Source organism: Robinsoniella peoriensis (assembly GCF_000797495.1).
GTDB lineage: Bacteria > Bacillota > Clostridia > Lachnospirales > Lachnospiraceae > Robinsoniella > Robinsoniella peoriensis.
Window position 1 is genome coordinate 12,598 of record NZ_JTGN01000008.1, and the last position, 23,799, is coordinate 36,396.

Genomic DNA, 23,799 nt, shown 5'->3' on the forward strand with positions numbered 1-23,799 from the left:
TGTTCATTTAATAAACGTTTTCCATTACAAAAGGTTACACTTTTTTTGTAATTATTAAATTTCCATAAAAATTTTATACCCATACAGTACTTTTTATAGTAAAATAAATCTGTTGTAAATTTCGTGACTTGAGATTTACCAAGAAACTACTAAAGGAGAAAGAAATGAAAGCAAATGTAAATTCAAATGCCAGGGTAGAAAATATCTACCAGCTTAACGGCCGTGTGCCCATTTCCAAGGCGATTCCCTTTGGTTTGCAGCATGTACTTGCAATGTTCGTGGCGAATATAGCACCGATTCTGATTGTGACAAATGCAGCAGGCCTTACGCCTGAACAAAAAGCGATGTTAATTCAAAATGCAATGTTTATTGCAGGAATCGGTACGTTAATTCAATTATATCCGGTATGGAAGGTTGGGGCAAGACTGCCAATTGTAATGGGGGTAAGTTTTACCTTTGTAACAATTCTGTGTTATGTTGCAGCCACGTTTGGCTACCCCGCCGCTATTGGCGCGATTCTGTTCGGAGGTATTATTGAGGGTACTTTGGGGCTTTGTGCAAAATACTGGAGAAAGATCGTAGCACCCATCGTAGCGGCTTGTGTTGTTACCGCAATTGGTTTTTCTTTGCTGAATGTAGGAGCTTCTTCTTTTGGAGGAGGTGCCGGCAGTGAAAACTTTGGATCTGCACAGAATCTGATTCTGGGAACTGTAACATTGGTAAGCTGTCTGGTATTTAACATATTTGCGAAATCCTTCTGGAAACAATTATCCGTGCTCTTTGGACTTGTAGTGGGGTATGTCTTAGCAATGGTAATGGGCATGGTGAATTTCTCGGAAGTGGCTTCCGCCGGTATTGTTGCATTGCCAAAGGTATTGCCGTTTATTCCTGAATTCAATGTAAGCGCGATTATTGCTGTGACGGTTATCTTTCTGGTATCAGCTACGGAAACCATTGGAGATACTTCTGCCATGGCGGTGACAGGCTTAAAGAGAGATGTGACGGACAAGGAAATATCCGGATCGCTAGCCTGCGACGGATATCTGAGCTCGGTATCTTCTCTGTTTGGCTGTCTTCCTATTACATCATTCAGTCAAAATGTGGGACTGATCGCCATGACGAAAGTGGTAAACCGCTTTACCATTATGACAGGTGCCTGTGTCATGATACTTGCAGGCCTGTTTCCGGTTATCGGAAAACTGCTTGCCACACTGCCGGATGCGGTTTTGGGAGGCTGTACAATCATGATGTTCGGTTCGATTGTCGTAAGTGGTGTCCAGATGATTACAAGGTGTGGATTTAATCAGAGGAATACCGTGATTACGGCACTATCTCTGGGAATTGGAATTGGGTTCACACAGGTACCAGCCATTTTCACAATTTTCCCGAAAATGGTACAGGAAGTTTTGGCTAATAATTGTGTTGCGATTGTATTTATCGTTGCAATAGTAATGAATCTGGTGCTTCCGGCTAATATGGAGGTATCCGGAGAAGGGGACAGCGAAGAGAGTTGTTCTTCTTAAGATTTGTGATTTAGATGAAAAGCAATGCGGTATTCGAATTGGGATGCTGTATTGCTTTTTTATTATTTTCTCCACATCTGACAATGGTAAAGTCTCGTAAACTTTGCTATAATACATATAGTTTCGTAACCAGTAAACATATTAGCTAAAGGAATATAAGAAACCGGAGTGAGATATGGGATTTGCAAAGTACCGGATTCTTATGCGCAGTGGTTTTCGTGCGGTACTGCGTGAATGGAGGAATTTATGAAGAAAAGAACAGTTAAAAAGGCAGCTGCAAAACAAGGTGCAATTGTTCCGGAAGGTCAGGAGAAGGTTCCGGAAGTGGCGATTGCAGGGGAAGTGAAGAAATCAGTACCGGGAGCTGTGAAGGAGGAGTCAAAAGAAGCATCAAAGGAAAATGTTTTGCCTGTTCTGGAAACGTTTTCGGAAAGTTTGAAAAAGACGGTTGCCGCTCCGGATGCAGTATACGCAGAAGAACCGGATAACACAGAAACCGCAAAAGCAACGGTAAATAATGACAAATATCAGGAACGATTTAACAGACATGTGAATGAACTTAAGTGGCTTTATATGGAGTTATATAACAATGATTACATGTTTGATGAACTTTGTAAAAATATGTATGGGTTTTATCAGGAACGTAAGGCTGCGCTTAAGAATCTGGATAGTAAAAGAGAGCTGAGACAGGACTGGTTCAAACAAAGTGATATGCTGGGCATGATGCTGTATGTGGATAATTTTGCCGGAAACTTGCAGGGAGTGAAGGGAAAACTGGATTATATTGAGAAATGCAATGTGAACTATGTGCATCTGATGCCTCTTCTGGAATCACCGGAGGGACGTTCCGATGGCGGATATGCAGTATCTGATTTCCGGAAGGTTCAGGAGAATCTGGGAACCATGGAGGATTTGTCTGAACTCGCAGAAGAATGTCATAAACGGGATATGAGTGTATGCCTTGATTTTGTAATGAATCATACTTCCGAGGATCATGAGTGGGCAGTAAAAGCAAGACAGGGTGATGGAGAGTACATGAGCCGGTATTTTTTCTATGACAATTATTCGATCCCTGCAATGTTTGAGCGGACGGTGCCCCAGGTATTCCCTACAACGGCCCCGGGAAATTTTACTTACCTGCCAGAGAACAGACATTTTGTAATGACCAGCTTTTACCCTTATCAGTGGGATTTGAACTACGGGAATCCAACGGTATTTAATGAAATGATGTACAACTTCCTTTTCTTCGCGAATCAGGGTATTGACATTATCCGTATCGATGCGGTTCCTTATATCTGGAAACAGATTGGGACTGACTGCCGCAATCTGCCTCAGGTTCATACCATTGTCCGCATGATGCGTATGATTGGAGAAATTGTATGCCCGGGAATTCTCCTGCTGGGTGAGGTGGTTATGGAGCCGGAGAAAGTGACGCCATATTTTGGATCTGTTGAAAAACCGGAGTGCCATATGCTGTATAATGTTACGACTATGGCAACTACCTGGAATTCCGTGGCAACTAGGGATGTGAGGCTGTTAAAGCAGCAGATGGAGATTATCGGCAGACTTCCTAAGGAATATACGTTTCTTAATTACCTCAGATGCCACGATGACATTGGATGGGGACTGGACTATAAGACCCTTAAGAACTGGGGCATGGATGAAAGGGCACACAAACAGTATATCAATGACTTCTTCACAGGAAGTCAGGAAGGCAGTTTCAGCCGGGGTGAGTTATATAATGCCGATCCGGTCACGGGTGATGCACGCTTCTGCGGAACAACGGCCTCTATGTGTGGTGTGGAAAAAGCAGGGTTCGAACAGAATGAGCAGGAGATGCAGCAGGCAATCCAGCTGGATATCATGCTTCATGCATATATGTTCATGCAGTCAGGAATTCCTGTGATCTACAGCGGAGATGAGATAGCCCAGGTAAATGACTACAGTTACAAAGAGGATCCCCACAAGGCACCGGATTCCAGATATATTCACAGGGGTGCGTTTAAATGGGAGCTGACGGATTATATCGGGGATGACAAGACTGTTCAGGGGCAGGTATTTTCCAGATTAGGGCAACTGGAAAATATCCGCAAGAGTCATGCTGCGTTTGTGTCTACGGCAGAGACATGGACACTGGAAACCTGGGATAACAGTGTATTGTGTCTGGTACGTATGGCAGGCGGTGAAAAAATTATAGGTCTTTTTAACTTCAGTGAAAATGAAAGAATGTCGTGGATTAATGAAGAAGATGGAATGTATCAGGACTTAGTTACCGGCAAAGAAATGAGAGCATCAGGGGTGAAAATGCCGGGATATGGATTTTACTGGCTGAAGAGAAAATAATGGCAGCATCTGGCATTGTACTTTATAAGTGCAGTGCCATTTTTATTGAATACGTGGATTCCTGCTTGTGAATCAGACAGCCCCATGATAAAATAAGCTCAAATTTGCTTTTAAAATGGAGAATGGAAACTCTAAGGGTAATGGTTTGCAAAAGAGGAGGAGGGTTACAGTGAAGAGATATTTAAAATGGAGTATATATGTGGTGTTAATGGTGGTGGTATTGACTGCAGTTATGCCTGTTCGGGCAGAGGCAAAACTAAACCGGCCGGAAAAGGTAAAAGCTATTTTGGGTGACAGGACGGTAAAGCTTACCTGGAAATCAAGCAAAGGTGCAAAGTATTACCGGATTTACCAATATGATATGAAGAAAAACAGTTATAGGCGTGTTCAGAAGACAACCGGAACGAATTTTACTTTCCGTAAGCTGAAATGCGGAGTGAGCTACCGCTTTAAAATAAGAGCATATGCCGTCAAAAAAGGAAAGACTCTGACAAGTTCTTTTTCTAAAGTAATCACAGTATTGCCCAAACCTGTTGTCAGGAAGCCTTCAGGGCTGAAGGCGAAGGCTGAAAAGGACAGTATTTCACTGAGCTGGGATAAGGCAGGCGGGGCAACCGGATATTCAATCTATCAATACAGTGAAAGCCGTAATAAATATATTAAGATTGCATCTACAACAAAAAGAAACTATAGTGTTAAAGGATTAAAAGCAGGGCTGACCTACAGGTACAGGATTAAAACCAGAAAAAAGGTGGATGGAAAAATTTATTACAGTAAATATAGTGCTATTATAGAAGCAAAAGTGCCCAAAGCTCAGAAAAAAGGAAAATCCACGCTGAAGAAATTCCTGGAGACTGCGTTAAAGCCGGTAGGCAAGACTATGTATGTCTGGGGCGGGGGCTGGAATGAAGAAGATACCGGTGCCGGAACAGATGCCAGAACCATAGGGGTTAGTCCTGAATGGGAGCGGTTTTTTAATAAACAGAACAGCAGTTATGACTATAATCAGACACGTTATCAGATTCGTGATGGTCTGGACTGCTCCGGATATGTGGGATGGTGCATATACAATATCATGAACACTTCCAGTGGAAAAGAGGGTTATGTCATGAAAGCAGAGGAGATGGCATCTGATTTTGCATCCAGAGGCTGGGGACAGTATGTGGGCCGTTTCAGCGTCAAAGATTATCAGCCGGGAGATATAATGAGCTCATCCTGCAGTGACTGCGGCCATGTATGGATTGTAGTCGGTGCATGTCAGGATGGAAGTGTGGTACTGGTTCACAGCAGCCCTCAGGGGGTGCAGATAAACGGCACCGTAGACCGCTATGGGAATACTTCAAGTGAGGCTGTAAATCTGGCAGCCTATTACATGAAGAACTATTTTCCAAAGTGGTATAAGAAATATCCAAACTGTATGCGGGGAGAAAGTTATCTGTCCCACTATGCCCAGATGCGCTGGGATTTATCGGGAAGTTCAGTTATGACAGATCCGCAGGGGTACCGGAATAAATCGGCTGCCCAGATATTGCAGGATTTACTGGGATGAAGAAAGGAATAGGAAATGCCTTATTTATATGATGAATTAAGGAATTATGCCAAATCAGATTATTATCCTTTTCATATGCCGGGACATAAGAGGCGTCTGGGGGAATTTATGAATCCAATAGAGGCAGATATAACAGAAATAGAGGGATTTGACAATCTGCATCATGCAGAAGGAGTACTGAAAGAGGCTCAGGAACGGGCGGCAGGAGTCTATGGTTCTGCTAATACTTATTTCTTGGTGAATGGCAGTACGGCTGGAATTCTGAGCGCAGTATCTGCGTGTACTTCCATAGGAGGTAAGATTCTGATGGCGAGAAATTGCCATAAGGCCGTTTACCACAGTGTTTTGATAAGAGAATTGGAAGCCGTATACATTTATCCACAGCAGGAACAGGGAATTGGGCTGAATTGTGGATTAAGACCGGAAAAAATACGGGAACTGTTGATAACTTCTCCGGATATTCAGGCAGTGATCATTACGTCCCCTTCTTATGACGGAGTGGTATCGGATGTAAAAAAGATAGCGGAAATCTGTCACATATATAAAAAACCCCTGATTGTGGATGAAGCACACGGCGCACATTTTGGATTTCATCCGTATTTCCCGGAGAATTCCATTGGAAAAGGGGCGGATATTGTAATTCACAGTCTGCATAAGACATTGCCGGCATTTACGCAGACCGGTCTGATTCATTTGAATGGCGGTCTGGTAGATAAGGCAAAACTCGAGAGATATCTGGGGATTTACCAAAGCAGCAGCCCCTCTTATCTGCTTATGGCAGGTGTGGATCAGTGTATACGCATGCTGGAGGAATCCGGCGACAGGCTGTTTGAAGAATTTGTGGAAAACCTGAAGGCATTCAGGAGGAAAGCAGCAGATTTTCAACGGGTTTGTCTGGCGGGAAAAGCACAATTGGCAGGAGAGAAGGAGGTTGTGGACCTGGATCTGTCCAAGCTGATCCTATACGTAAAAAATGGCGGTATGAGCGGTAATGAATTATATGAAGAACTGCTGCAGCACTACCATCTGCAACTGGAAATGGCAGCAGGGGATTATGCCCTGGCATTAACCTCCATAGGGGATTCCAGGGAGGGATTTGACAGACTGTACCAGGCGCTGGCAGATATAGACCGGAGATTGAGTGAAAATGATAATGTTTTAAAGAAGATGGAAAAAACAGAGGATAAAGTAGATCGGGAAACAGATGGAGAAACAGATTGGGAAGTAATGCCAGTATGCCGGGCGATGGAAAAAAAGATGGAGCCGGTCCTGCTGGAAAATGCATCAGGCCGGATAGCAGGGGAATTTGTATATCTTTATCCGCCTGGAATTCCGTTAATTGTACCGGGTGAAAAAATAAGTAGAGAGTTTGTGGGAAACGTAATACAATATAGGGAAAAAGGATTTACGCTTCAGGGAATGCAGGATTATTCCGGGCACTTTATAGAAGTTCTGGAGCAGGTCTGAATATACATTGCAGCCGGGAAGAAGCAGGTTTAGGGACGTTTTGGAATGATCTGGCACCGTTAATAATTTACAGAAAGAGGATATTTATGGGAAAGATATTTTACATCATGGGAAAAAGTGCAACTGGTAAAGATACGATTTTTAAGGAGGTATTGAAGAATAAGAAATTGCATCTGAAAAATGTAATACTTTATACCTCCCGCCCTATCCGCGCCAAGGAAAAAGATGGGGTAGAATATCATTTTGTAGATGAAGCCAGACTTTTGGAGCTTAAAAATGCAGGAAAAGTAATTGAAATGCGATCCTATGATACCATCCATGGTATCTGGAGTTATGCAACAGTGGATGATGGACAGTTTCATCTGGATCATGAGAATTTTCTGGCAATTGGGACACTGGAATCTTTTGAGAAGATGAAAGCTTATTTTGGAGATGAGAAGGTAGTGCCTATTTATATTGAGGTTGCGGATGATAACCGGCTTGAGAGGGCTCTTAGGCGGGAACGGAAGCAGGAACAGCCCAAATATGAGGAATTATGCCGCAGATTTTTGGCTGATGCCCAGGATTTTTCTGAAGAAAATATTGCAAAAGCAGGAATTACAAAACGTTTTGTAAATGATACGGACAGAGAAGCCTGCATGAATGAAGTAGTTGATTACATCTACGATATTGTAAAATAGCCAGTGAGCCTGCCTCCTGACTGAAGGCGGCTTTAATTGACAGCCGGTGTTACGTTTACAGGCTGGTCTGTGAACAGTAACAGGTTCACAGACAATTCATACAATTTACCCAAAAAAGCTAGGTAAATGGATGATGTTATGTTATAATAGGACTTATTAAGACAGATAGGCCTGCATTTGGTCCAGGCCAGAGACTGTTTGGAAATTTATTCCCGCCATCTGTACACCCCGCTTCACGTGGAATCTGCTCCGAAATAGCCAGTGCAGCCCTCTGCACCTTGTATTCCCGGAACAAATTCCACGCAAAGGGTGACACACAGCTGTCAGAAAGCAATTTTCAAACAGGCTCTGGTGCAAAGAGGCAGTGAGGAGTGATATTATGCCAGGATTTAATAAGATTATAGGACACAAACAAATAGTGGAACATTTACAGAATGCGATGAAGATGAACAAGGTTTCTCATGCTTATATATTTAATGGTGAAAAAGGTTCTGGCAAGAAGAGTCTGGCTAATATATTTGCAATGGCATTACAGTGTGAAGGAGAAGGCGCAAAACCATGTGGTATTTGCAGATCCTGCAAACAGGCTGAGAACGGGAACCATCCGGATATTATCACGGTGACCCATGATAAGCCAAATAGTATTGGAGTTGAGGATATCAGGGAGAAGCTGGTGGGCGACGTTATGGTGAAGCCTTACAGCAGCCCTTATAAAGTATATATCGTGCCGGATGCTGAGAAAATGACAGTCCAGGCACAAAATGCGATACTGAAGACAATTGAGGAACCGCCGGCTTATGTGGTAATTCTTTTACTGACGGCTAACGCAACCTCTCTTTTAGCAACAATATTATCCAGGTGTGTGACTTTGAATATGAAGCCGGTACCGGATGAAATGGTTAAAAAGTATCTGATGGAAAATGTGGAGGTGCCTGACTATCAGGCGGATGTATGCGTGGCATTTGCTCAGGGAAATATTGGAAAAGCAGTACAACTGGCATCTTCTGATAATTTTAATGAGATTAAGGCGGCAGCACTGCATCTGCTGACACATGCAAAGGATATGGAGATCAGTGAAATTATTGCGGCAGTAAAAGCTGTTTCCGAATTTAAGATGGAGATACAGGATTATCTGGATATTCTGGCTATCTGGTATCGGGATGTGCTTTATTTTAAAGCAACGAAAGATCCCAATGGGCTGGTATTCCGGGATCAGGTAAGAGTGATTGCCGATCAGACGAATATGAGTTCGTATGAGGGGATTGAGAAGATATTAAGTGGACTGCAGAAGGCGAAGGCCCGTCTGAATGCAAATGTAAACTTTGATTTAACGATGGAATTATTGTTCCTTATGATAAAGGAGAACTAGCAATGGTTAAGATTGTAGGTGTTAGATTTCGTAATGCGGGAAAGATCTATTATTTTGATCCCAAGCATTACTCTATGGATCCAGGGGATCATGTAATCGTAGAAACTGCAAGGGGCGTAGAATACGGTACCGTGGTAACGAAGGTTACGGATATGGATGAAAAGAAGGTGATTCAGCCTTTAAAACCGGTAATCCGGGTAGCAACCCAGGAGGATGCGGACAGAGAACTGAAGAATAAAGAAAAGGAAAAAGATGCTCTTCGTATCTGCCAGGAGAAGATTAAGAAACATAATCTGGAAATGAAACTCATTGATGCAGAGTATACTTTTGATAATAATAAAGTACTGTTTTATTTCACCGCAGACGGAAGAATTGATTTTCGTGATCTGGTTAAGGATCTTGCTGCTGTATTTAAAACCAGAATCGAACTCCGGCAGATCGGGGTACGTGATGAAACAAAGATTCTTGGTGGTATAGGAATCTGTGGAAGGCCTCTCTGCTGTAATACATACCTTGCTGAATTTGCACCGGTATCTATTAAAATGGCGAAGGAACAGAACCTTTCTTTGAACCCGACGAAGATTTCCGGTGTATGCGGAAGATTGATGTGCTGTCTTAAGAATGAAGAAGAGACATATGAATATCTGAACAGCAGGCTGCCAAATGTAGGAGATCGTGTTCTTACAGAAGACGGACTGAAAGGGGAAGTACAAAGTGTAAGTGTACTCCGACAGACTGTGAAGGTTATCGTGGAAGTAAATGATGAAAAAGAAATTCGTGATTATAAAGTAGACCAATTGAAATTCAAACCGAAACGGAAAAAGGAAAAAATCAGCGTTGATAAGGAATTGAAGCAGTTGGAAGACATGGAGAAAAAAGAAGGGAAATCCAAGTTAGATGACAATTGAGCTGTATCCCGGTGAGCGCCTTGATGATCTGGAGCGCAACGGATATAAGATTATTCAAAATAATAAGACATTTTGCTTTGGAATGGATGCAGTGCTGCTGTCCGGTTTTGCTCATGTAAAGCCGGGAGAGAAGGCACTGGATCTGGGAACAGGGACCGGGATTATCCCGATTTTGCTGAAGGCAAAGACTAAGGGGGAGCATTTTACCGGTCTGGAGATCCAGGAAGCCAGTGCAGATATGGCAAGGCGGAGCGTTCTCTATAATCATCTGGAAGATCAGATTTCTATTGTACAAGGAGATATCAAAGAGGCCCATACATTATTTGATGCGGCTTCTTTTGATGTTATTACAAGTAATCCGCCTTATATGACGGGAAACCATGGTCTGGTCAATCCGGATATGCCTAAGGCGATCGCCAGACATGAGATCTTGTGTACGCTGGATGATGTAATTGGACAGGCATCTAAGCTTCTGCGTCCGGGCGGAAGGTTCTACATGGTGCACAGGCCATTTCGAATGGCTGAAATCATGACAAAGATGACCGCGCACCGTCTGGAGCCCAAGCGGATGCGGTTAGTATATCCTTTTGCAGACAAAGAGCCGAATATGGTACTAATTGAAGGCCTGAAGGGTGGAAAACCCAGAATAACAGTAGAAAAACCATTGATCGTATACAAAGAACCCGGTGTGTATACGGATGAGATTTATGATGTGTATGGCTATTGATCTGATTTTTAAGACAGCCTTTAGAAGGAGATGACTCACATGCAGGGAAAATTATATTTATGTGCTACACCAATTGGTAACCTGGAAGACATTACGATGCGTGTGCTGCGTATTCTGAAGGAAGTGGATCTGATTGCAGCAGAGGATACCAGAAACAGCATTAAGCTGCTGAATCATTTTGATATTAAAACTCCTATGACCAGTTATCATGAGTACAATAAGATTGACAAAGCCCATTATCTCATTGAACAGATGAGGGACGGGAAAAATATAGCCCTGATAACAGATGCAGGGACACCTGGGATTTCAGATCCCGGTGAAGAACTGGTTCGGTTGTGTTATGAGGCAGGTGTGGAAGTAACTTCCCTTCCGGGGCCAGCGGCATGTATTACTGCTTTGACTTTGTCGGGGCTTTCTACCAGGCGTTTTGCATTTGAGGCATTTCTGCCTTCTGATAAAAAAGAAAAGAAGGAAGTTCTGGCGGAACTGGAAGGGGAAACCAGAACGATGATCCTGTATGAGGCGCCGCACAGGCTTGTCAGGACACTGGAAGAACTTTTCGGGGTACTGGGGAACCGGAAGATTACTGTGTGCCGGGAATTGACGAAGAAACATGAGACTGCTTTTGTGACTACGATTGAAGGGGCGTTGGCTCATTATAAGGAAGTGGATCCCAGGGGGGAATGTGTGCTGGTCATTGAGGGCAGAAGCCGTCAGGAGATCAGGGAAGAGGCACGTAAAGCCTGGGAGGAATTAACCATAGAGGAACACATGAAGCGCTATCTGGATATTGGGATGGATAAGAAAGAAGCAATGAAATGTGTTGCGAAAGATCGTGGAATTAGTAAACGGGATGTTTATCAAGAGTTGATATAGAGAGAATCGGGGAATGTCGTCTTCCCCGATTCTCTTTTATTGTGTACAGCAAGCCCGGGGACTCGCGCACATGTCCATTTTGGAGGCTGCCGCAAGGGTAGAATCCTCCACAACCTGCAACGGAGTTTCACTTTCTGGAAATATGAATCATTGCATCTCTTTTTATATGCTGTAATACAAAGACCATATCCTGTTCCGGGATTGCTACACAGCCTGCAGTGGCGCCGCCGCCAAAACAATGGAGAAAGATAGCGGAACCTGCACCTGGAGTACAGGCAGTGTTGTAATTTATGGAAAGTGCATAGGCGTAGGCGGTTGGATACTCAGATAGGTGTTCTGCGCTGTTCCAATCCGGCGATATTTTTTTTGTGCTGACAAACTTGTTGTAATATTGTGAGTTTGGATCATCTACCCAATAGTGGGATGGGTTTACCTTGGTATAAGGGAATGCGGTGCCCGGATTCGACTTATTGCCAAATGCTACTCCAAAGCTGTATGTTCCACTGGGTGTGGTAGCAAGGCCTTCGTATGTTGCACCCACGCCGAGACGTCCTACATAGGCGGTTGTACTTAAGATTTCATTCCAGGTTGTATCATTTTTCCGTTCCAGCATGGTGAATTCTGCCATGCTTTCGGTTGCTTTTACGAAGATCATCTGGCTTGCTTTGTTATAGGATGAAAGAGAACCGTCTTTTTTAAGATAATACCAGTCATCCTTTACTTTTGCCCAACCCTTCATCAGCTGTCCGCTCTTATTAAAATAGTATTTTTTCTTTTGAATGGTCTTCCATCCGGTGGCCATAATACCTTTGGCACCTACGTAATACTTCTGTTTTTTATAACTAATCCATTTGTTGGATGCCATCGTCCCGTTTTTATTAAAGTAATACCATTTCTTTTTATATTGAACCCATCCAGTTGCCATGTCACCGTTTTTATTCAGATAATACTTTTGTCTATTATATGTTTTCCAACCGGTATCCATGTACCCGCTTTTTTTAAAATAGTAATACCTGCCGTTTATTTTAAGCCAGGTATTTTTTGCGTAGGTTTTGTTGGTATAGCGGTATTTCCATCTACTTCCTTTCTTTATCCAGTCCCCTTTTTTGACAGGAGCTTTACGGACGTCTTTTAAAAGTACTGTGGACGCTGCCCGGGTGGGGAGTGATATGGCAGATGCCATGGTTAGGACGAGCGCGAATAAGAAGAATAACTTTACTATTTTATTGGCGTTGATATACTTTTTCATGTGGTTCCTCCCGTTTGGTGTTTCTTTTGTGCTGTTGATTTTATTATAGGTGGGGAGCGGAGGTTTGTCAAAAGTAATTGGGAAAATAATGTGTCTGATGTATAAGTGAAAAACAATCGAAAAAAAGCAGAAAATATTTGAATAACGATTCTGGGTTAAAAATGGTAATAAAGAAAGTTATTAGACATAATTGACATAAAATGTTATAATAAAAACTTGAAATAACCGTACCCATCGGGACTGTATGGCACAATGGCTAATTTGACGCTAAAATGCAATGAAATTCATGGAGCAGTCGCCCTGTACAGTTCTGTGCTGAATGGTTTGATTAGTTGCTGATTATTGTTTATTATTATAATATGGGAGAAGATTATGACTAAAAAACAGATATTAAGAATGATATGTTTTCTGATGCTTGCAGGTGGTGCTTTTTATGTGATGAATGGAATATTTGTTAAACCGGCTTCAATAGAAATTAATGACCGCTATGAAGCATTTTATAAAAGAGAGACAAAGAATTCATGGGATGGTGCACTTATTGGCAGCAGTGTGGTAGACCGTGCATGGGCAGCTCCTCTTGCCTGGAATGAGTACGGCATGGCATTATATCCTATGTCTACGGACAGTCTGCCATTACCATTTGTTACTAATTTGATAGAAGAAATACATAAAAAGCAGAATACAAAGTTCTTTATTATTGACTTACGCGGATTAAGAAGCAGTAAATTAGAATTACAGGAGTTTAAGATCCGGCGTCTGACGGATAATATGAAGTTTTCGAAGAACCGGCTGGATGTTCTAGGCAAAGCTTTTACATACGCAGAGAAATATAATGAAGATAAGTCATTCCTGGATCACAAGATGTCTTTTTATATTCCATTTATTAAATATCATCCGAGATGGGAAGAGTTGAATAAATACGATTTTACAATACCGGAGAGGCAGATGAAGGGTGTCTATGAAAAAAATGCATTTACTGTAGAAACCCAGAAAAGACCTAAGACAACCGATAAAATAGGTGATATATCGGAACTTCAGTCAGAGATTTTGCTGGAAATATTAGAATATGGGAAAGCGAATGATTTGAAGTTCTTGTTTACTTCTATGCCAGGATCAATGTCTCAGAATGCACAAAAGCAGATGAATAAGGTATTTGAAATTGTAAAAGAGTATGGATTTGATTATATTAATTTTAACAAACAGGATCTATATGATGAATTAGGCATCGACTTTACAACGGATTATATTGATCCGATTCATTTGAACTCGAGAGGTGCCCGGAAGGTAACGGCATATCTTGGACGTTATATAAACGAGCATTATGATTTTAGTGATAAACGTGGCGATGAGGCATACACAAGCTGGGATGATGCATGGAAGGAATATGATACATTCTATAATAGCGGATGGCAAAATGGTAATCCCCAGGCATAAATAGACAGGAGGCATTCCCTATGAATATCTTAGTAACGCTGCCAATGGCTGAGGCACAGCGCATGGACCTGGAACAAATAGATCCGGGCGCCAGCTATCAATATACAAAGTATAAGTCCGTAACCAGGGAACTGGTTCAGGAGGCAAATATTATTATCGGCAATGTGCCGCCGGAATTTATTGAAGGCTCTGCCAATTTAGAGTGGCTGCAGCTAAATAGTGCCGGTACGGATGGTTATTGTAATCCGGGAGTGCTGGCAGAAGGTACGATTCTGACCAATGCTTCAGGAGCATATGGTCTGTCAATTGGGGAGTTTATGGTGGGGCTAACATTTGCATTAAAGAAAAATACCGCATTGTATGTCCGCAACCAAATAAATCACAGATGGCATTATGAGAGCGGCGCAAGTACAATTATGGGAAGTACTGTCCTGGTGATCGGTCTTGGAGATATCGGGATGGAGTATGCCAAAAGGATGAAAGCCCTGGGGAGCCACGTAATTGGCATTAAGCGCAGGAAAAGCGAGAAGCCGGAATATGTAGATGAGTTGTATTATGAAGAGGATGTGGACAGACTTCTAGGAAGGGCGGATATTGTGGCGCTTTCCATGCCGGCTTATGATAAGACGATTGGGTTCATGAGCGAAGAACGGTTTAAAAAGATGAAGAGCTCTGCAATCATATTAAATGTAGGAAGAGGAAGTTTAATCGATACGGAGGTTTTATATCGGGCCTTGAAGGAAAAATGGATTGCCGGTGCGGGACTTGATGTCATCACACCGGAGCCATTTCCAAAGGATCACCCTCTCTGGGATCTGGATAATCTGATCTTAACACCCCACGTTTCCGGTGGGTATTCTATACCTGAAACTTTGGAGCGGATTGTAGGGATTGCATTAGAAAACAGGAGAAGGTTTGCCGTAGGAGAACCTCTTAAGAACAGAATAGATTTTGAGACGGGATATCGGCTGTAATATGGATTTTTATCAAAGAGTGGCAGTGGTATGTAAAACAGTTCCCGCGGGTAAAGTGGCAACCTACGGTCAAATTGCCCTTTTATGCGGAAAACCTAAAAATTCACGACAGGTCGGCTATGCGCTTAAGCATAATTTCTCCGGGGATAATCTGCCTGCCCACAGGATCGTAAATCATCAGGGATATCTCTCCGGTGCAGGATGTTTTCAGGATCCGGATAAGCAGGACGTGCTTCTTATGGAAGAAGGAGTGGAAGTGAGTTCGGATCTGAGAGTGGATTTGAAAAAATATGGTTGGAAGAATACATTGGAAGATGCACTTTGTTTGAGGGCATATTTTGAAAAAACAGGGATATAGAAGTCCCTGTTTTTTGTGTTTTATGGATATGTAGAAATTGGGGGGGTTGCTGAGTAAGGACGCTTTGTAGATGATAGGTATTGTACGGAAAGAGAAGGGGGCGGACCAGGACATTGGTTTGGAAGGCTTACCGCAGAACTGGCATTTTCTAACCTTTCCGGAGCACTTTTTGGCGGCACGCGGGCATTCGCTGCGAAATCCTGATGCATTTCGCAGCTCACTGCCCGCTTAGTATCCGATGGGAGCCAGTCGAATACTATCCGCCAAAAAGCACTCCGGTAAGGTAAGTAAATGCTCAGCTCTGCTATACGCCTTCCAAACCAATGTCCTGGTCCGCCCCCTTCTCTTTCCGAGATAGCATTCGTAGATACAAAGCTGGTTTTCTCAGCGTGGTGGGACCCTGGGGTTGTGGCATGCCGGACGCGATTGGTGTAAGCTAATGATGTCAAGCAACTGATCTTGAGAACGGGATTTGTTTTTTTTCTGTGATCAGAAAAAGAAGTAGACTTTCATCTCCTTTTACGCATAAATAGCCGAAACATACAACACTGCAACCAATAAAGAACAGCCAGCCACAGCCCAGGGGTTCCAACCTGCTGAGAAAACCAGCTTTGTATCAACGAATGCTATCTCGGAAAGATGGGTGTGGGAAACTGGTATGGGAGGAGGAAGCGTAGAGCAGATCTGAGTATTTACTTACCTTTCCGGAGTGTTTTTTGGCGGATAGTATTCGACTGGCTCCCATCGGATACTAAGCGGGCAGTGAGCTGCGAAATGCATCAGGATTTCGGAGCGAATGCCCGCGTGCCGCCAAAAAGCGCTTCGGATAGGTTAGAAAATACCAGTTCTGCGGCCAGCTGACGGAGCCCATGCCAGTTTCCCACACCCATCTTTCCGTACACTACTTACATCTACAAAGCGTCATTCCTCAGCAAAACCCAAATTTAAGCTGAATTTGTTCGCCCTATATAGACTGTCGATATGCAGTGGGCGCAGTACCAACAGTTTTCTTGAAGATCCTGCTGAAGTACAGCGCATTCTGATAGCCGATCAGGTCACCGATTTCATTTATGGTAAGATCGGTTGTCTCCAGTAATTCTTTTGCTTTTGTCATACGGATGGAAGTAATATACTGCATAGGCGTCATGCCCATATATTGGCGAAAGTTTCGGATAAACCAGCAGGTACTGATATGGTTTTTGGCGGCATATTCCTGAATACTCAGCTCCTGAGGAAAATGTTCGTTAAAATAATGTACCGCTGTTTCAATTTCTGTTTTTTTCTTTGTTCTGCCAAGGCGTTTTTCCTGCTGATATCTGCAAATTAACGTGAGGAACTCCCGGAAATACAATGCCAGTAACTCGCTGTGTCCCGGACGTTTTAACTGGAGCTCCCGTATCATTTTATTCATAAGCTGCGTGTATTCAGATGTGAATCCGATCTCCAGGATATCCTGTTCTTTAAACCCGGCAGCTTCTAACAGCGCTTCTGCTCCATAACCGGAAAAATGTACCCAGAAGAGTTCCGGCGTATTCTTTGCATAGTAATAGTATTTCTGGGGCTCCGAAGGACGGTAAAGAATCAGACTGCCTGCAGCGAGTTCTTTTGGAACATCATCTTTTTCAAAATCGGCTTTACCCTGGGCAACGTAGATCAGTTGATAATCAAGGCGTCCGTTTGGGCGGAGGGTAACCATTTCTTTCCGGGATATGAAGCGGTAATTACCGCAGCTGTAAACTGAAATTTCATGTTCCTGATCCAAAATATCAATATCAACATCATTAAAATAGCCTGAGTTAGAATACATTAAAATACCTCCGGTCTGATATAATTGCAGCAACCAGCTGATATCCATTACAAAGCACCAGCCATTTGTCCAAACTTACTGCGTTAGATTTTCTGGTCGCAGCTATGTTTTCATTATAACGCGGGAAGATTATAGTTACAATAACATATGTATCATTTTGTGCATATATTCGCCTATCCTGGATATGGAAATTTTATGATCCGGAATTTATAATCAGTATTAAACATGATCAATGACAGATCAGATACGGTTTTGTATTTCTATAAAAATTACAGGAGGATTCTAAAATGATAATTCCAAGATATTATGAAGATTTGAAAGTTTTACACAAAAACACAATGCCAAACAGAAGTTACTATATTCCTGCTTCCGGCAGAAGAAATGATTTGGTGGGGAACAGAGAAGCATCTGACCGGTTTTTTCTGTTAAACGGAACCTGGAAGTTCCGGTATTATGACAGTATTTATGATCTTCAGGAAGAGTTCTACCAGACCGGCTATCAGGCACAGAACTTTGGAGAAATACCGGTGCCGGGCGTTTGGCAGAACTTTGGATATGACCGCCATCAGTATACGAATACCAGATATCCATTTCCCATGGACCCGCCTTATGTACCCCAGGATAATCCATGCGGAGCTTATCTTCATACTTTTGAATATCATAAATTACCGGAGGCTCCAAGGCAGTACCTGAATTTTGAAGGAGTGGATTCCTGTTTTTATGTATGGATGAACGGCGCATTTGTGGGGTATAGCCAGATTTCCCATGGAATGAGTGAGTTTGATGTAACGGATGTGATGAAAGAAGGCGAAAATAACCTTGCTGTTCTGGTCTTAAAATGGTGTGACGGCAGTTACCTGGAGGATCAGGATAAATTCAGAATGTCCGGAATTTTCCGTGATGTTTATCTTCTTGCCAGGCCGGAAGAAATGCTATTCGATTATTTTGTAAAGACAGATATTTCCCAGGATAATGAAAGGGCAGAGGTTTGTGCAGATCTTATTTTTAGCAGCAGAGAGATTCCGGTAGAATACTGTCTGGAGGATCATCAGGGGAATATTGTTGCAGAAGGCAGATCACAGGGCAGTAAAATACAGTTTGCTGTCAGCCAGCCTGTATTATGGAATGCAGAACAGCCTTTTCTCTATACTCTGGTATTGAAAACGGATAATGAAGTAATTACAGAGCGTTTGGGATTCCGGGATATTACAATTCAGGACGCTGTTTTATATATTAATAATGTTAAAGTTAAGCTTCGTGGAACAAACCGCCACGACAGCGACCCTGTTACGGGATCGGTAATCAGTGTTACCCAGATGAAAAAGGATCTTGAATTGATGAAACAGCATAATATGAATGCAATCCGTACCAGCCATTATCCAAATGCGCCTCAGTTTTATCAGTTATGTGACGAGTATGGTTTTTTTGTGATTGATGAGACGGACAATGAGAGCCACGGTACCGCTGATGTCTATATGACGGAGGAAGACTGGCTGCAGAGCTTTGCCCGTACGGCACATTATATTTCGGATAATCCAGATTTTATAGAATCCACATTAGATCGTGTTCAGCACTGTGTGGAGCGTGATAAAAACCGTCCGAGTGTTATCTGCTGGTCCATGGGGAATGAATGCGGGTACGGTTGTACTTTTGAAAATGCGCTGCGCTGGACGAAGGAGTTTGATCCTTCCCGTCTTACCCATTATGAAAGTGCTCTTCATGCAGATAAGAACAGGGAGAACGATTTTTCTAATCTGGATACTTTTAGCCGAATGTATGCATCTGTTTCTGAAATTCATGAATACTTTAAAAATGGAATGGATAAGCCATTTGTACAGTGTGAGTATTGTCACGCAATGGGAAATGGACCGGGAGATCTTGAGGATTATTTCCAGGTAATTCAGCAGTATGATGGATTTATGGGAGGTTTTATCTGGGAATGGTGTGACCATGCAATCGATGTGGGAAAAACAGAACTGGGTAAGAAAAAATATGCCTATGGCGGTGATTCCGGTGAGTATCCTCACGATGGAAATTTCTGTATGGATGGACTGGTTTATCCGGACCGCACGCCTCATACAGGTCTGTTAGAATTTAAGAATGTACATCGTCCGGTACGGGTAATGCAATTTGCCCAGGATACCGGGGAGGTTACCATCCGGAATTTTATGGATTATTTAAACCTGAAAGACTATTTGACGATTACATATGCGGTACTGCAGGATGGAAAAATTATTGAATCCGGTGAGATTACAGATGCTGCATTGCTGGATCTGAAACCCCATCATGAGAAGAAGCTGTCACTTGATTTTACGATTCCAAAATCAGGAAAATGTTATTTGAAACTGGAATATCGGGCGGCTAAAACAGATGGTCCGATTCAAAAAGGAGATCTGTTGGGATTTGATGAAACGGCTTTAGCCACTGAGGATAATTGCAATCAGACCGTGAAAGTTCTTCTGGAAAGTCTGAAAGATCTGGAGAAGAAAGATAATATTAAAAAAGAAATTGTTAAGGAAGACAATATTAATAAAGAAAATATCAGTGAAGGTCTGATTATCCAGGAAGATGACCGTTATATATATATAAGCAGACCAGAGTTTTCCTACGTATATAATAAACTGACCGGGGCATTTGAGAAAATGGTATACCAGAATATGAATTATCTGGAAAAACCCATGGAATTTAATGTATGGAGAGCGCCTACCGATAATGACCGGAATGTGAAACACCTTTGGATGAAGGCAAATTACGATAAAATTGTTACCCGTGCCTATGAAACCAGTTACAGGACATGGGAGGGATGTGTGGAAATAAGCACCAGCCTTTCCCTCTCCGCAATTTATACGCAGCGGCTTGCTGAGATTCAGGTATGCTGGACCATTTATCCGGATGGAACAATTGGTACACACCAGGAGGTTCGCCGTCCTTCCGGCTTACCATTTCTGCCAAGGTTCGGACTTCGTCTTTTCCTGCCAAAAGAAATGGAACAGGCAGAATACACAGGACTCGGACCGGTTGAAAGCTACATTGATAAATGCCGCGCCAGCTATCATGGTAAATTCCAAAGTCCGATAGAGAAAATGCATGAGGACTATCTCCGTCCACAGGAAAATGGAAGCCACTATGATTGCGATTATGTGAAAATATGTGGAACCAGAGCAGAACTTACGGCTTACGGAAAAGAGACATTCAGCTTTAATGCCTCTGTCTATACGCAGGAAGAATTAACCCAAAAGGAACATAACTATGACTTAGTTCCCTCCGGGTACACAGTACTTTGCCTGGATTATATACAAAGCGGTATAGGTTCCAACAGCTGTGGACCGGAGCTGGCTAAGGAATATCGCTTAGATAAAGAAGAATTCGTGTTTGAGTGCTTTATAAAACCAGGTCGGTGTCAGTAAGGGATCAGATCATAAATAAATTTATGAAATAAATAAAGAACTGCCTCCAGCATGTAAGCATATTAAAGTGCTTTTGTCTGGCAGGGCAGTTCTTTTTTGCGGATCAATAGGAATTTTTGATAGTTTTTAATATATGAAAATATAAAGTAGTTTGGTATAATGTACGGGGCATATTTAGAAAAAATTTATGCGTTAACACGCTTAAGGAAGAGAGAAGAGAATGGAAGAGCAAACAGGGCAAGTGAGAATTAATACAACGTCCAGGGTATTTAAAATGTCAATTCCGATTTTTGTGGAACTGATGCTGCAGTTATTAGTAGGAAATATTGACCAGATCATGATCAGCCAGTATTCACAGAAATCGGTGGCGGCTATTGTAAACGGAAATCAGATTATGAATCTGGTTATTATTGTGCTGAATATGATCAGCATGGCAACCACGGTGATACTGTCTCAGTTCTTGGGGGCAAAGGATGACGAAAATGCATCTAAGACCTGTATGGTTTCGCTGACCTTGATAACGGGAGTCAGCGTTGTCATTACTCTGATTGTAATGCTGGCAAACAAGCCGATATTTACTATGATGAAGCTGCAGCAGGAAATCATGGGCGAGACCAGGTCATATCTGATGATCGTAGGCAGTTTTATTTTGGTTCAGGGGTTATACTTGAATTTTGCTGCAATTCTGCGTACATATACTTTAATGAAAGAAGTGATGTATGTTTCGGTAATTATGAATATACTGAATATAGCAGGAAACGCAATATTAATAAACGGATGGCTCGGATTTCCCCAACTTGGGATTGCAGGGGCAGCTACCTCTACGGTAATTAGTAAAACAATAGGACTTCTGCTGATTATTCTGTTGTTTGTAAAGAAGGTCCGGCTACCTCTTGGACTTCGGTTTTTAATGCCGTTTCCGAAGAAATTACTGGGGAATCTGTGTAAGATCGCTTTTCCGTCAGGGGCGGAGAGCTTTTCATACAATGTATCACAGATCTGTATTCTGGGAATTGTAAATACGTTTGGAACCATGGTAACGGCCACAAAGGGATATTGCAGCATTTTAGCAAATCTCTCATACGTTTATGCAGTTGCGCTTTCCCAGGCTACCCAGATTGTACTGGGATATTTATTGGGGCTTAAGAAGATTGAAGATATTCAAAAGAGGGTGTGGAGCACTATGAAAATCTGCCTCTGTGTCTGCCTTGGTGTGACCCTATTGCTATTTATAAACAGCAATCTGGTATTTCGAATGTTTACCAGCGATCCGGAGGTTCTGGCTTTAGGAAGAAGGATTTTATTTCTGGAATTCTTTTTGGAAATCGGCAGGGCAATTAATATTATTATGACACGTAGCCTCATAGCAGTGGGAGATGCAAAGACTCCGATGATCGCCGGGATTACAGGAGAGTGGCTGATTGCTTTTGGTATGGCTTACGTATTTGGCATAACATTTGGCTGGGGGCTGGAAGGGGTATGGATTGCTATGGCACTGGACGAGTGCACCAGAGGATTGGTTTATGTGATCCGCTTCCGACAAGCGAAATGGAAACGGCTGGCATATGGAAATGCTGCTTAAGCAGGTATGGAGATGCAGCCGGGAAAAGTATGGATATGCAGGCTGATGAAAGGGATTTTTAACAGGTTTTTGTAACCGAAGTGGCAGGGAGGGTTTGCAGATGAGATTACTGTTAGAAAATGATAGGACGATATTGCTGGTGACTTTCATTTTGACCGTTTGTTTTGGAAGTGCATATTGCCGCCGGGCGGATAAAATTGGCATGAAAGCACTGGCTTTAAAGGCGTCAGCAACTTTTATGCCTGTGATATTGGCTACTTATGGCGTTTTCTGCCAAGGGGAAGCGGTTAACTGGCTTATCTTTATGGGAACGTTGCTTTGTATGACTGCGGATGTTTTACTGGAGATATATTTTATTGCCGGAGCCTCTGCGTTTGGCTTAGCCCATGTTTGCTTTATAATGGCATTTGCAATGGATGGCGGGGCAGAATGGATTACAATCATTATTTTTATATTGATTTATGTGGGAATAATCTATGGATTCCGCAAAGAAATTCCGGGTTTGTCCAGAATGAAAATCCCGGCGTTTCTCTATATGGCGGCTTTAAGCGTTATGGCATCCATGGGAATTACAGTTCTGATTGCAAAGGGAGGAATGAGTGGCGTAATGGCTGCTGTGGGCGGCATTTTTTTTGTATGTTCCGACTGCATCCTGGGCTTCCGGCTGATCCATAAGAGGAAAGAAAAAATTTACCGGTATGCGATTATGTCCTTGTATTATGGGGCGGTGTACTTGATTGCTGCATCCGGAGTATTTTTAGGTAGGCAGATATTCTGAGAAAAGTGGTGATCTTTAAAATTGATCAACGATAATTACGAATCTAAAATGTCATGAAAAAAGAACTTGTTTCATATATTAAGCCAAGAGAGTGTATCATTGAAAAAATGGTCTGCAGTACGAACTGATTGGGGGTATATATGAATTATATCTGGGGTGGAATGATTGTAATAGGAATTATTTATGGTGCGTTTACCGGAAGAATGCAGGAAATTACAGATGCGGCTCTTACTTCATCGAAGGAGGCGGTAACGCTTTGCATTACTATGGTAGGAGTGATGTCGCTCTGGGTGGGGATTATGGAGATAGCTTCTGAGGCCGGTTTGATTAAGAGTCTGTCTAAGAAAATCAGGCCCTTTGTTCATTTTATGTTTCCTGAGATTCCCAAGGATCATAAAGCAAATGAGCATATTACCACAAATTTTATAGCGAATTTTCTGGGTCTTGGATGGGCGGCTACACCGGCGGGGTTAAAGGCGATGGAAGAACTGGGAGAATTGAATCATCATAAACCTGTCGCCAGTAAATCTATGTGTACATTTTTGATTTTAAATATTTCTTCACTTCAGCTGATACCGGTAAACATTATTGCATACCGGAGTCAGTATGGGAGTACGAATCCAACTTCGATCGTGGGGGCTGCAATCGTGGCGACCTGCGTTTCTACTCTGACAGGGATTGTGTTTGCGAAGATTATGGGGAATGGAAAGCGGAGCAAGACTTGACAAACCCCGTGCTGTTTTTTGAAATATAGATTAATACAGGCCA

19 protein-coding genes are annotated in these 23,799 nt (G+C 42.5%); 16 read left to right on the plus strand and 3 right to left on the minus strand.

Going from position 1 to position 23,799, the window contains the following annotated elements; genetic code table 11:
- Positions 1 to 164: 164 nt before the first annotated feature.
- From QR40_RS16970 to rsmI, 9 genes are all read left to right on the plus strand, one after another.
- The gene (locus tag QR40_RS16970; protein ID WP_044296090.1) at positions 165 to 1,523 is read left to right on the plus strand and encodes a uracil-xanthine permease family protein; all 1,359 of its coding nucleotides are present in this window, start codon (positions 165 to 167) and stop codon (positions 1,521 to 1,523) included.
- A gap of 246 nt (positions 1,524 to 1,769) precedes the next feature.
- Positions 1,770 to 3,866, plus strand: a complete 2,097-nt coding sequence (locus tag QR40_RS16975) for an amylosucrase (RefSeq protein ID WP_081998953.1) — start codon at positions 1,770 to 1,772, stop codon at positions 3,864 to 3,866.
- 169 nt (positions 3,867 to 4,035) lie between these two features.
- Entirely contained in the window at positions 4,036 to 5,415 is a 1,380-nt protein-coding gene (locus tag QR40_RS16980; protein ID WP_052430899.1) for a fibronectin type III domain-containing protein, read from the plus strand.
- A gap of 15 nt (positions 5,416 to 5,430) precedes the next feature.
- Positions 5,431 to 6,882, plus strand: a complete 1,452-nt coding sequence (locus tag QR40_RS16985) for an aminotransferase class I/II-fold pyridoxal phosphate-dependent enzyme (protein ID WP_044296091.1) — start codon at positions 5,431 to 5,433, stop codon at positions 6,880 to 6,882.
- 86 nt (positions 6,883 to 6,968) lie between these two features.
- Positions 6,969 to 7,562 carry a nucleoside/nucleotide kinase family protein gene (locus QR40_RS16990; protein ID WP_044296092.1) on the plus strand — a complete coding sequence of 198 codons (594 nt, stop codon included), beginning with the start codon at positions 6,969 to 6,971 and terminating at the stop codon, positions 7,560 to 7,562.
- Positions 7,563 to 7,941: 379 nt separating this feature from the next.
- The gene (gene holB / locus QR40_RS16995; protein ID WP_027295475.1) at positions 7,942 to 8,931 is read left to right on the plus strand and encodes a DNA polymerase III subunit delta'; all 990 of its coding nucleotides are present in this window, start codon (positions 7,942 to 7,944) and stop codon (positions 8,929 to 8,931) included.
- A gap of 2 nt (positions 8,932 to 8,933) precedes the next feature.
- Positions 8,934 to 9,839, plus strand: coding sequence for a PSP1 domain-containing protein (locus QR40_RS17000; protein WP_044296093.1), 906 nt, complete (start codon positions 8,934 to 8,936; stop codon positions 9,837 to 9,839).
- Entirely contained in the window at positions 9,829 to 10,566 is a 738-nt protein-coding gene (locus QR40_RS17005) for a tRNA1(Val) (adenine(37)-N6)-methyltransferase (RefSeq protein ID WP_027295477.1), read from the plus strand. Before QR40_RS17000 ends, QR40_RS17005 begins: the two co-directional genes overlap by 11 nt.
- Positions 10,567 to 10,605: 39 nt before the next feature.
- On the plus strand, positions 10,606 to 11,442 hold the full coding sequence (rsmI, locus tag QR40_RS17010) for a 16S rRNA (cytidine(1402)-2'-O)-methyltransferase (RefSeq protein ID WP_027295478.1): 837 nt from the start codon (positions 10,606 to 10,608) through the stop codon (positions 11,440 to 11,442).
- Between the two features lie 127 nt (positions 11,443 to 11,569).
- On the opposite strand, the gene QR40_RS29965 is transcribed toward rsmI, so the two are convergent.
- The gene (locus QR40_RS29965; RefSeq protein WP_052430900.1) at positions 11,570 to 12,691 is read right to left on the minus strand and encodes a L,D-transpeptidase family protein; all 1,122 of its coding nucleotides are present in this window, start codon (positions 12,689 to 12,691) and stop codon (positions 11,570 to 11,572) included.
- Positions 12,692 to 13,063: 372 nt separating this feature from the next.
- Here QR40_RS29965 and QR40_RS17020 point away from each other — a divergent pair, with 372 nt between their 5' ends.
- From QR40_RS17020 to QR40_RS17030, 3 genes are read left to right on the plus strand one after another with little or no spacing between them, the layout of a single operon-like run.
- A complete protein-coding gene (locus QR40_RS17020) occupies positions 13,064 to 14,125 on the plus strand; it encodes a hypothetical protein (protein ID WP_027295479.1) in 1,062 nt (353 codons plus the stop codon).
- 20 nt (positions 14,126 to 14,145) lie between these two features.
- Complete coding sequence (locus tag QR40_RS17025) at positions 14,146 to 15,099, plus strand: D-2-hydroxyacid dehydrogenase (RefSeq protein WP_044296094.1); 954 nt, start codon at positions 14,146 to 14,148, stop codon at positions 15,097 to 15,099.
- Between the two features lies 1 nt (position 15,100).
- Entirely contained in the window at positions 15,101 to 15,457 is a 357-nt protein-coding gene (locus tag QR40_RS17030) for an MGMT family protein (RefSeq protein WP_027295481.1), read from the plus strand.
- Between the two features lie 779 nt (positions 15,458 to 16,236).
- On the opposite strand, the gene QR40_RS32635 is transcribed toward QR40_RS17030, so the two are convergent.
- Positions 16,237 to 16,359: a hypothetical protein gene (locus tag QR40_RS32635; protein WP_255348096.1), complete on the minus strand. Its 123-nt coding sequence runs from the start codon at positions 16,357 to 16,359 to the stop codon at positions 16,237 to 16,239.
- A gap of 62 nt (positions 16,360 to 16,421) precedes the next feature.
- Positions 16,422 to 17,264, minus strand: a complete 843-nt coding sequence (locus QR40_RS17035) for a helix-turn-helix domain-containing protein (RefSeq protein WP_044296293.1) — start codon at positions 17,262 to 17,264, stop codon at positions 16,422 to 16,424.
- 287 nt (positions 17,265 to 17,551) lie between these two features.
- Here QR40_RS17035 and QR40_RS17040 point away from each other — a divergent pair, with 287 nt between their 5' ends.
- The 4 genes from QR40_RS17040 (at position 17,552) to QR40_RS17055 (ending at position 23,756) form a co-directional block, all read left to right on the plus strand.
- Positions 17,552 to 20,671: a glycoside hydrolase family 2 TIM barrel-domain containing protein gene (locus QR40_RS17040; RefSeq protein ID WP_044296095.1), complete on the plus strand. Its 3,120-nt coding sequence runs from the start codon at positions 17,552 to 17,554 to the stop codon at positions 20,669 to 20,671.
- Between the two features lie 220 nt (positions 20,672 to 20,891).
- Positions 20,892 to 22,253 (plus strand): MATE family efflux transporter, encoded by a 1,362-nt coding sequence (locus tag QR40_RS17045; protein ID WP_027295484.1) that lies wholly within the window; start codon positions 20,892 to 20,894, stop codon positions 22,251 to 22,253.
- 100 nt (positions 22,254 to 22,353) lie between these two features.
- A complete protein-coding gene (locus tag QR40_RS17050) occupies positions 22,354 to 23,031 on the plus strand; it encodes a lysoplasmalogenase family protein (RefSeq protein ID WP_044296096.1) in 678 nt (225 codons plus the stop codon).
- 140 nt (positions 23,032 to 23,171) lie between these two features.
- Positions 23,172 to 23,756: a nucleoside recognition domain-containing protein gene (locus QR40_RS17055; RefSeq protein WP_027295486.1), complete on the plus strand. Its 585-nt coding sequence runs from the start codon at positions 23,172 to 23,174 to the stop codon at positions 23,754 to 23,756.
- The last annotated feature ends 43 nt before the right edge of the window (positions 23,757 to 23,799 follow it).

Excerpts from the sequence above, each read along its gene's own strand:
- QR40_RS16970 (WP_044296090.1), top strand. The coding sequence starts at position 165 with ATGAAAGCAAATGTAAATTCAAATGCCAGGGTAGAAAATATCTACCAG.
- QR40_RS16975 (WP_081998953.1), top strand. The coding sequence starts at position 1,770 with ATGAAGAAAAGAACAGTTAAAAAGGCAGCTGCAAAACAAGGTGCAATT.
- QR40_RS16985 (WP_044296091.1), top strand. The coding sequence starts at position 5,431 with ATGCCTTATTTATATGATGAATTAAGGAATTATGCCAAATCAGATTAT.
- QR40_RS16990 (WP_044296092.1), top strand. The coding sequence starts at position 6,969 with ATGGGAAAGATATTTTACATCATGGGAAAAAGTGCAACTGGTAAAGAT.
- holB (WP_027295475.1), top strand. The coding sequence starts at position 7,942 with ATGCCAGGATTTAATAAGATTATAGGACACAAACAAATAGTGGAACAT.
- QR40_RS17000 (WP_044296093.1), top strand. The coding sequence starts at position 8,934 with ATGGTTAAGATTGTAGGTGTTAGATTTCGTAATGCGGGAAAGATCTAT.
- QR40_RS17005 (WP_027295477.1), top strand. The coding sequence starts at position 9,829 with ATGACAATTGAGCTGTATCCCGGTGAGCGCCTTGATGATCTGGAGCGC.
- rsmI (WP_027295478.1), top strand. The coding sequence starts at position 10,606 with ATGCAGGGAAAATTATATTTATGTGCTACACCAATTGGTAACCTGGAA.
- QR40_RS29965 (WP_052430900.1), bottom strand. The coding sequence starts at position 12,691 with ATGAAAAAGTATATCAACGCCAATAAAATAGTAAAGTTATTCTTCTTA.
- QR40_RS17020 (WP_027295479.1), top strand. The coding sequence starts at position 13,064 with ATGACTAAAAAACAGATATTAAGAATGATATGTTTTCTGATGCTTGCA.
- QR40_RS17025 (WP_044296094.1), top strand. The coding sequence starts at position 14,146 with ATGAATATCTTAGTAACGCTGCCAATGGCTGAGGCACAGCGCATGGAC.
- QR40_RS17030 (WP_027295481.1), top strand. The coding sequence starts at position 15,101 with ATGGATTTTTATCAAAGAGTGGCAGTGGTATGTAAAACAGTTCCCGCG.
- QR40_RS17035 (WP_044296293.1), bottom strand. The coding sequence starts at position 17,264 with ATGTATTCTAACTCAGGCTATTTTAATGATGTTGATATTGATATTTTG.
- QR40_RS17040 (WP_044296095.1), top strand. The coding sequence starts at position 17,552 with ATGATAATTCCAAGATATTATGAAGATTTGAAAGTTTTACACAAAAAC.
- QR40_RS17045 (WP_027295484.1), top strand. The coding sequence starts at position 20,892 with ATGGAAGAGCAAACAGGGCAAGTGAGAATTAATACAACGTCCAGGGTA.
- QR40_RS17050 (WP_044296096.1), top strand. The coding sequence starts at position 22,354 with ATGAGATTACTGTTAGAAAATGATAGGACGATATTGCTGGTGACTTTC.
- QR40_RS17055 (WP_027295486.1), top strand. The coding sequence starts at position 23,172 with ATGAATTATATCTGGGGTGGAATGATTGTAATAGGAATTATTTATGGT.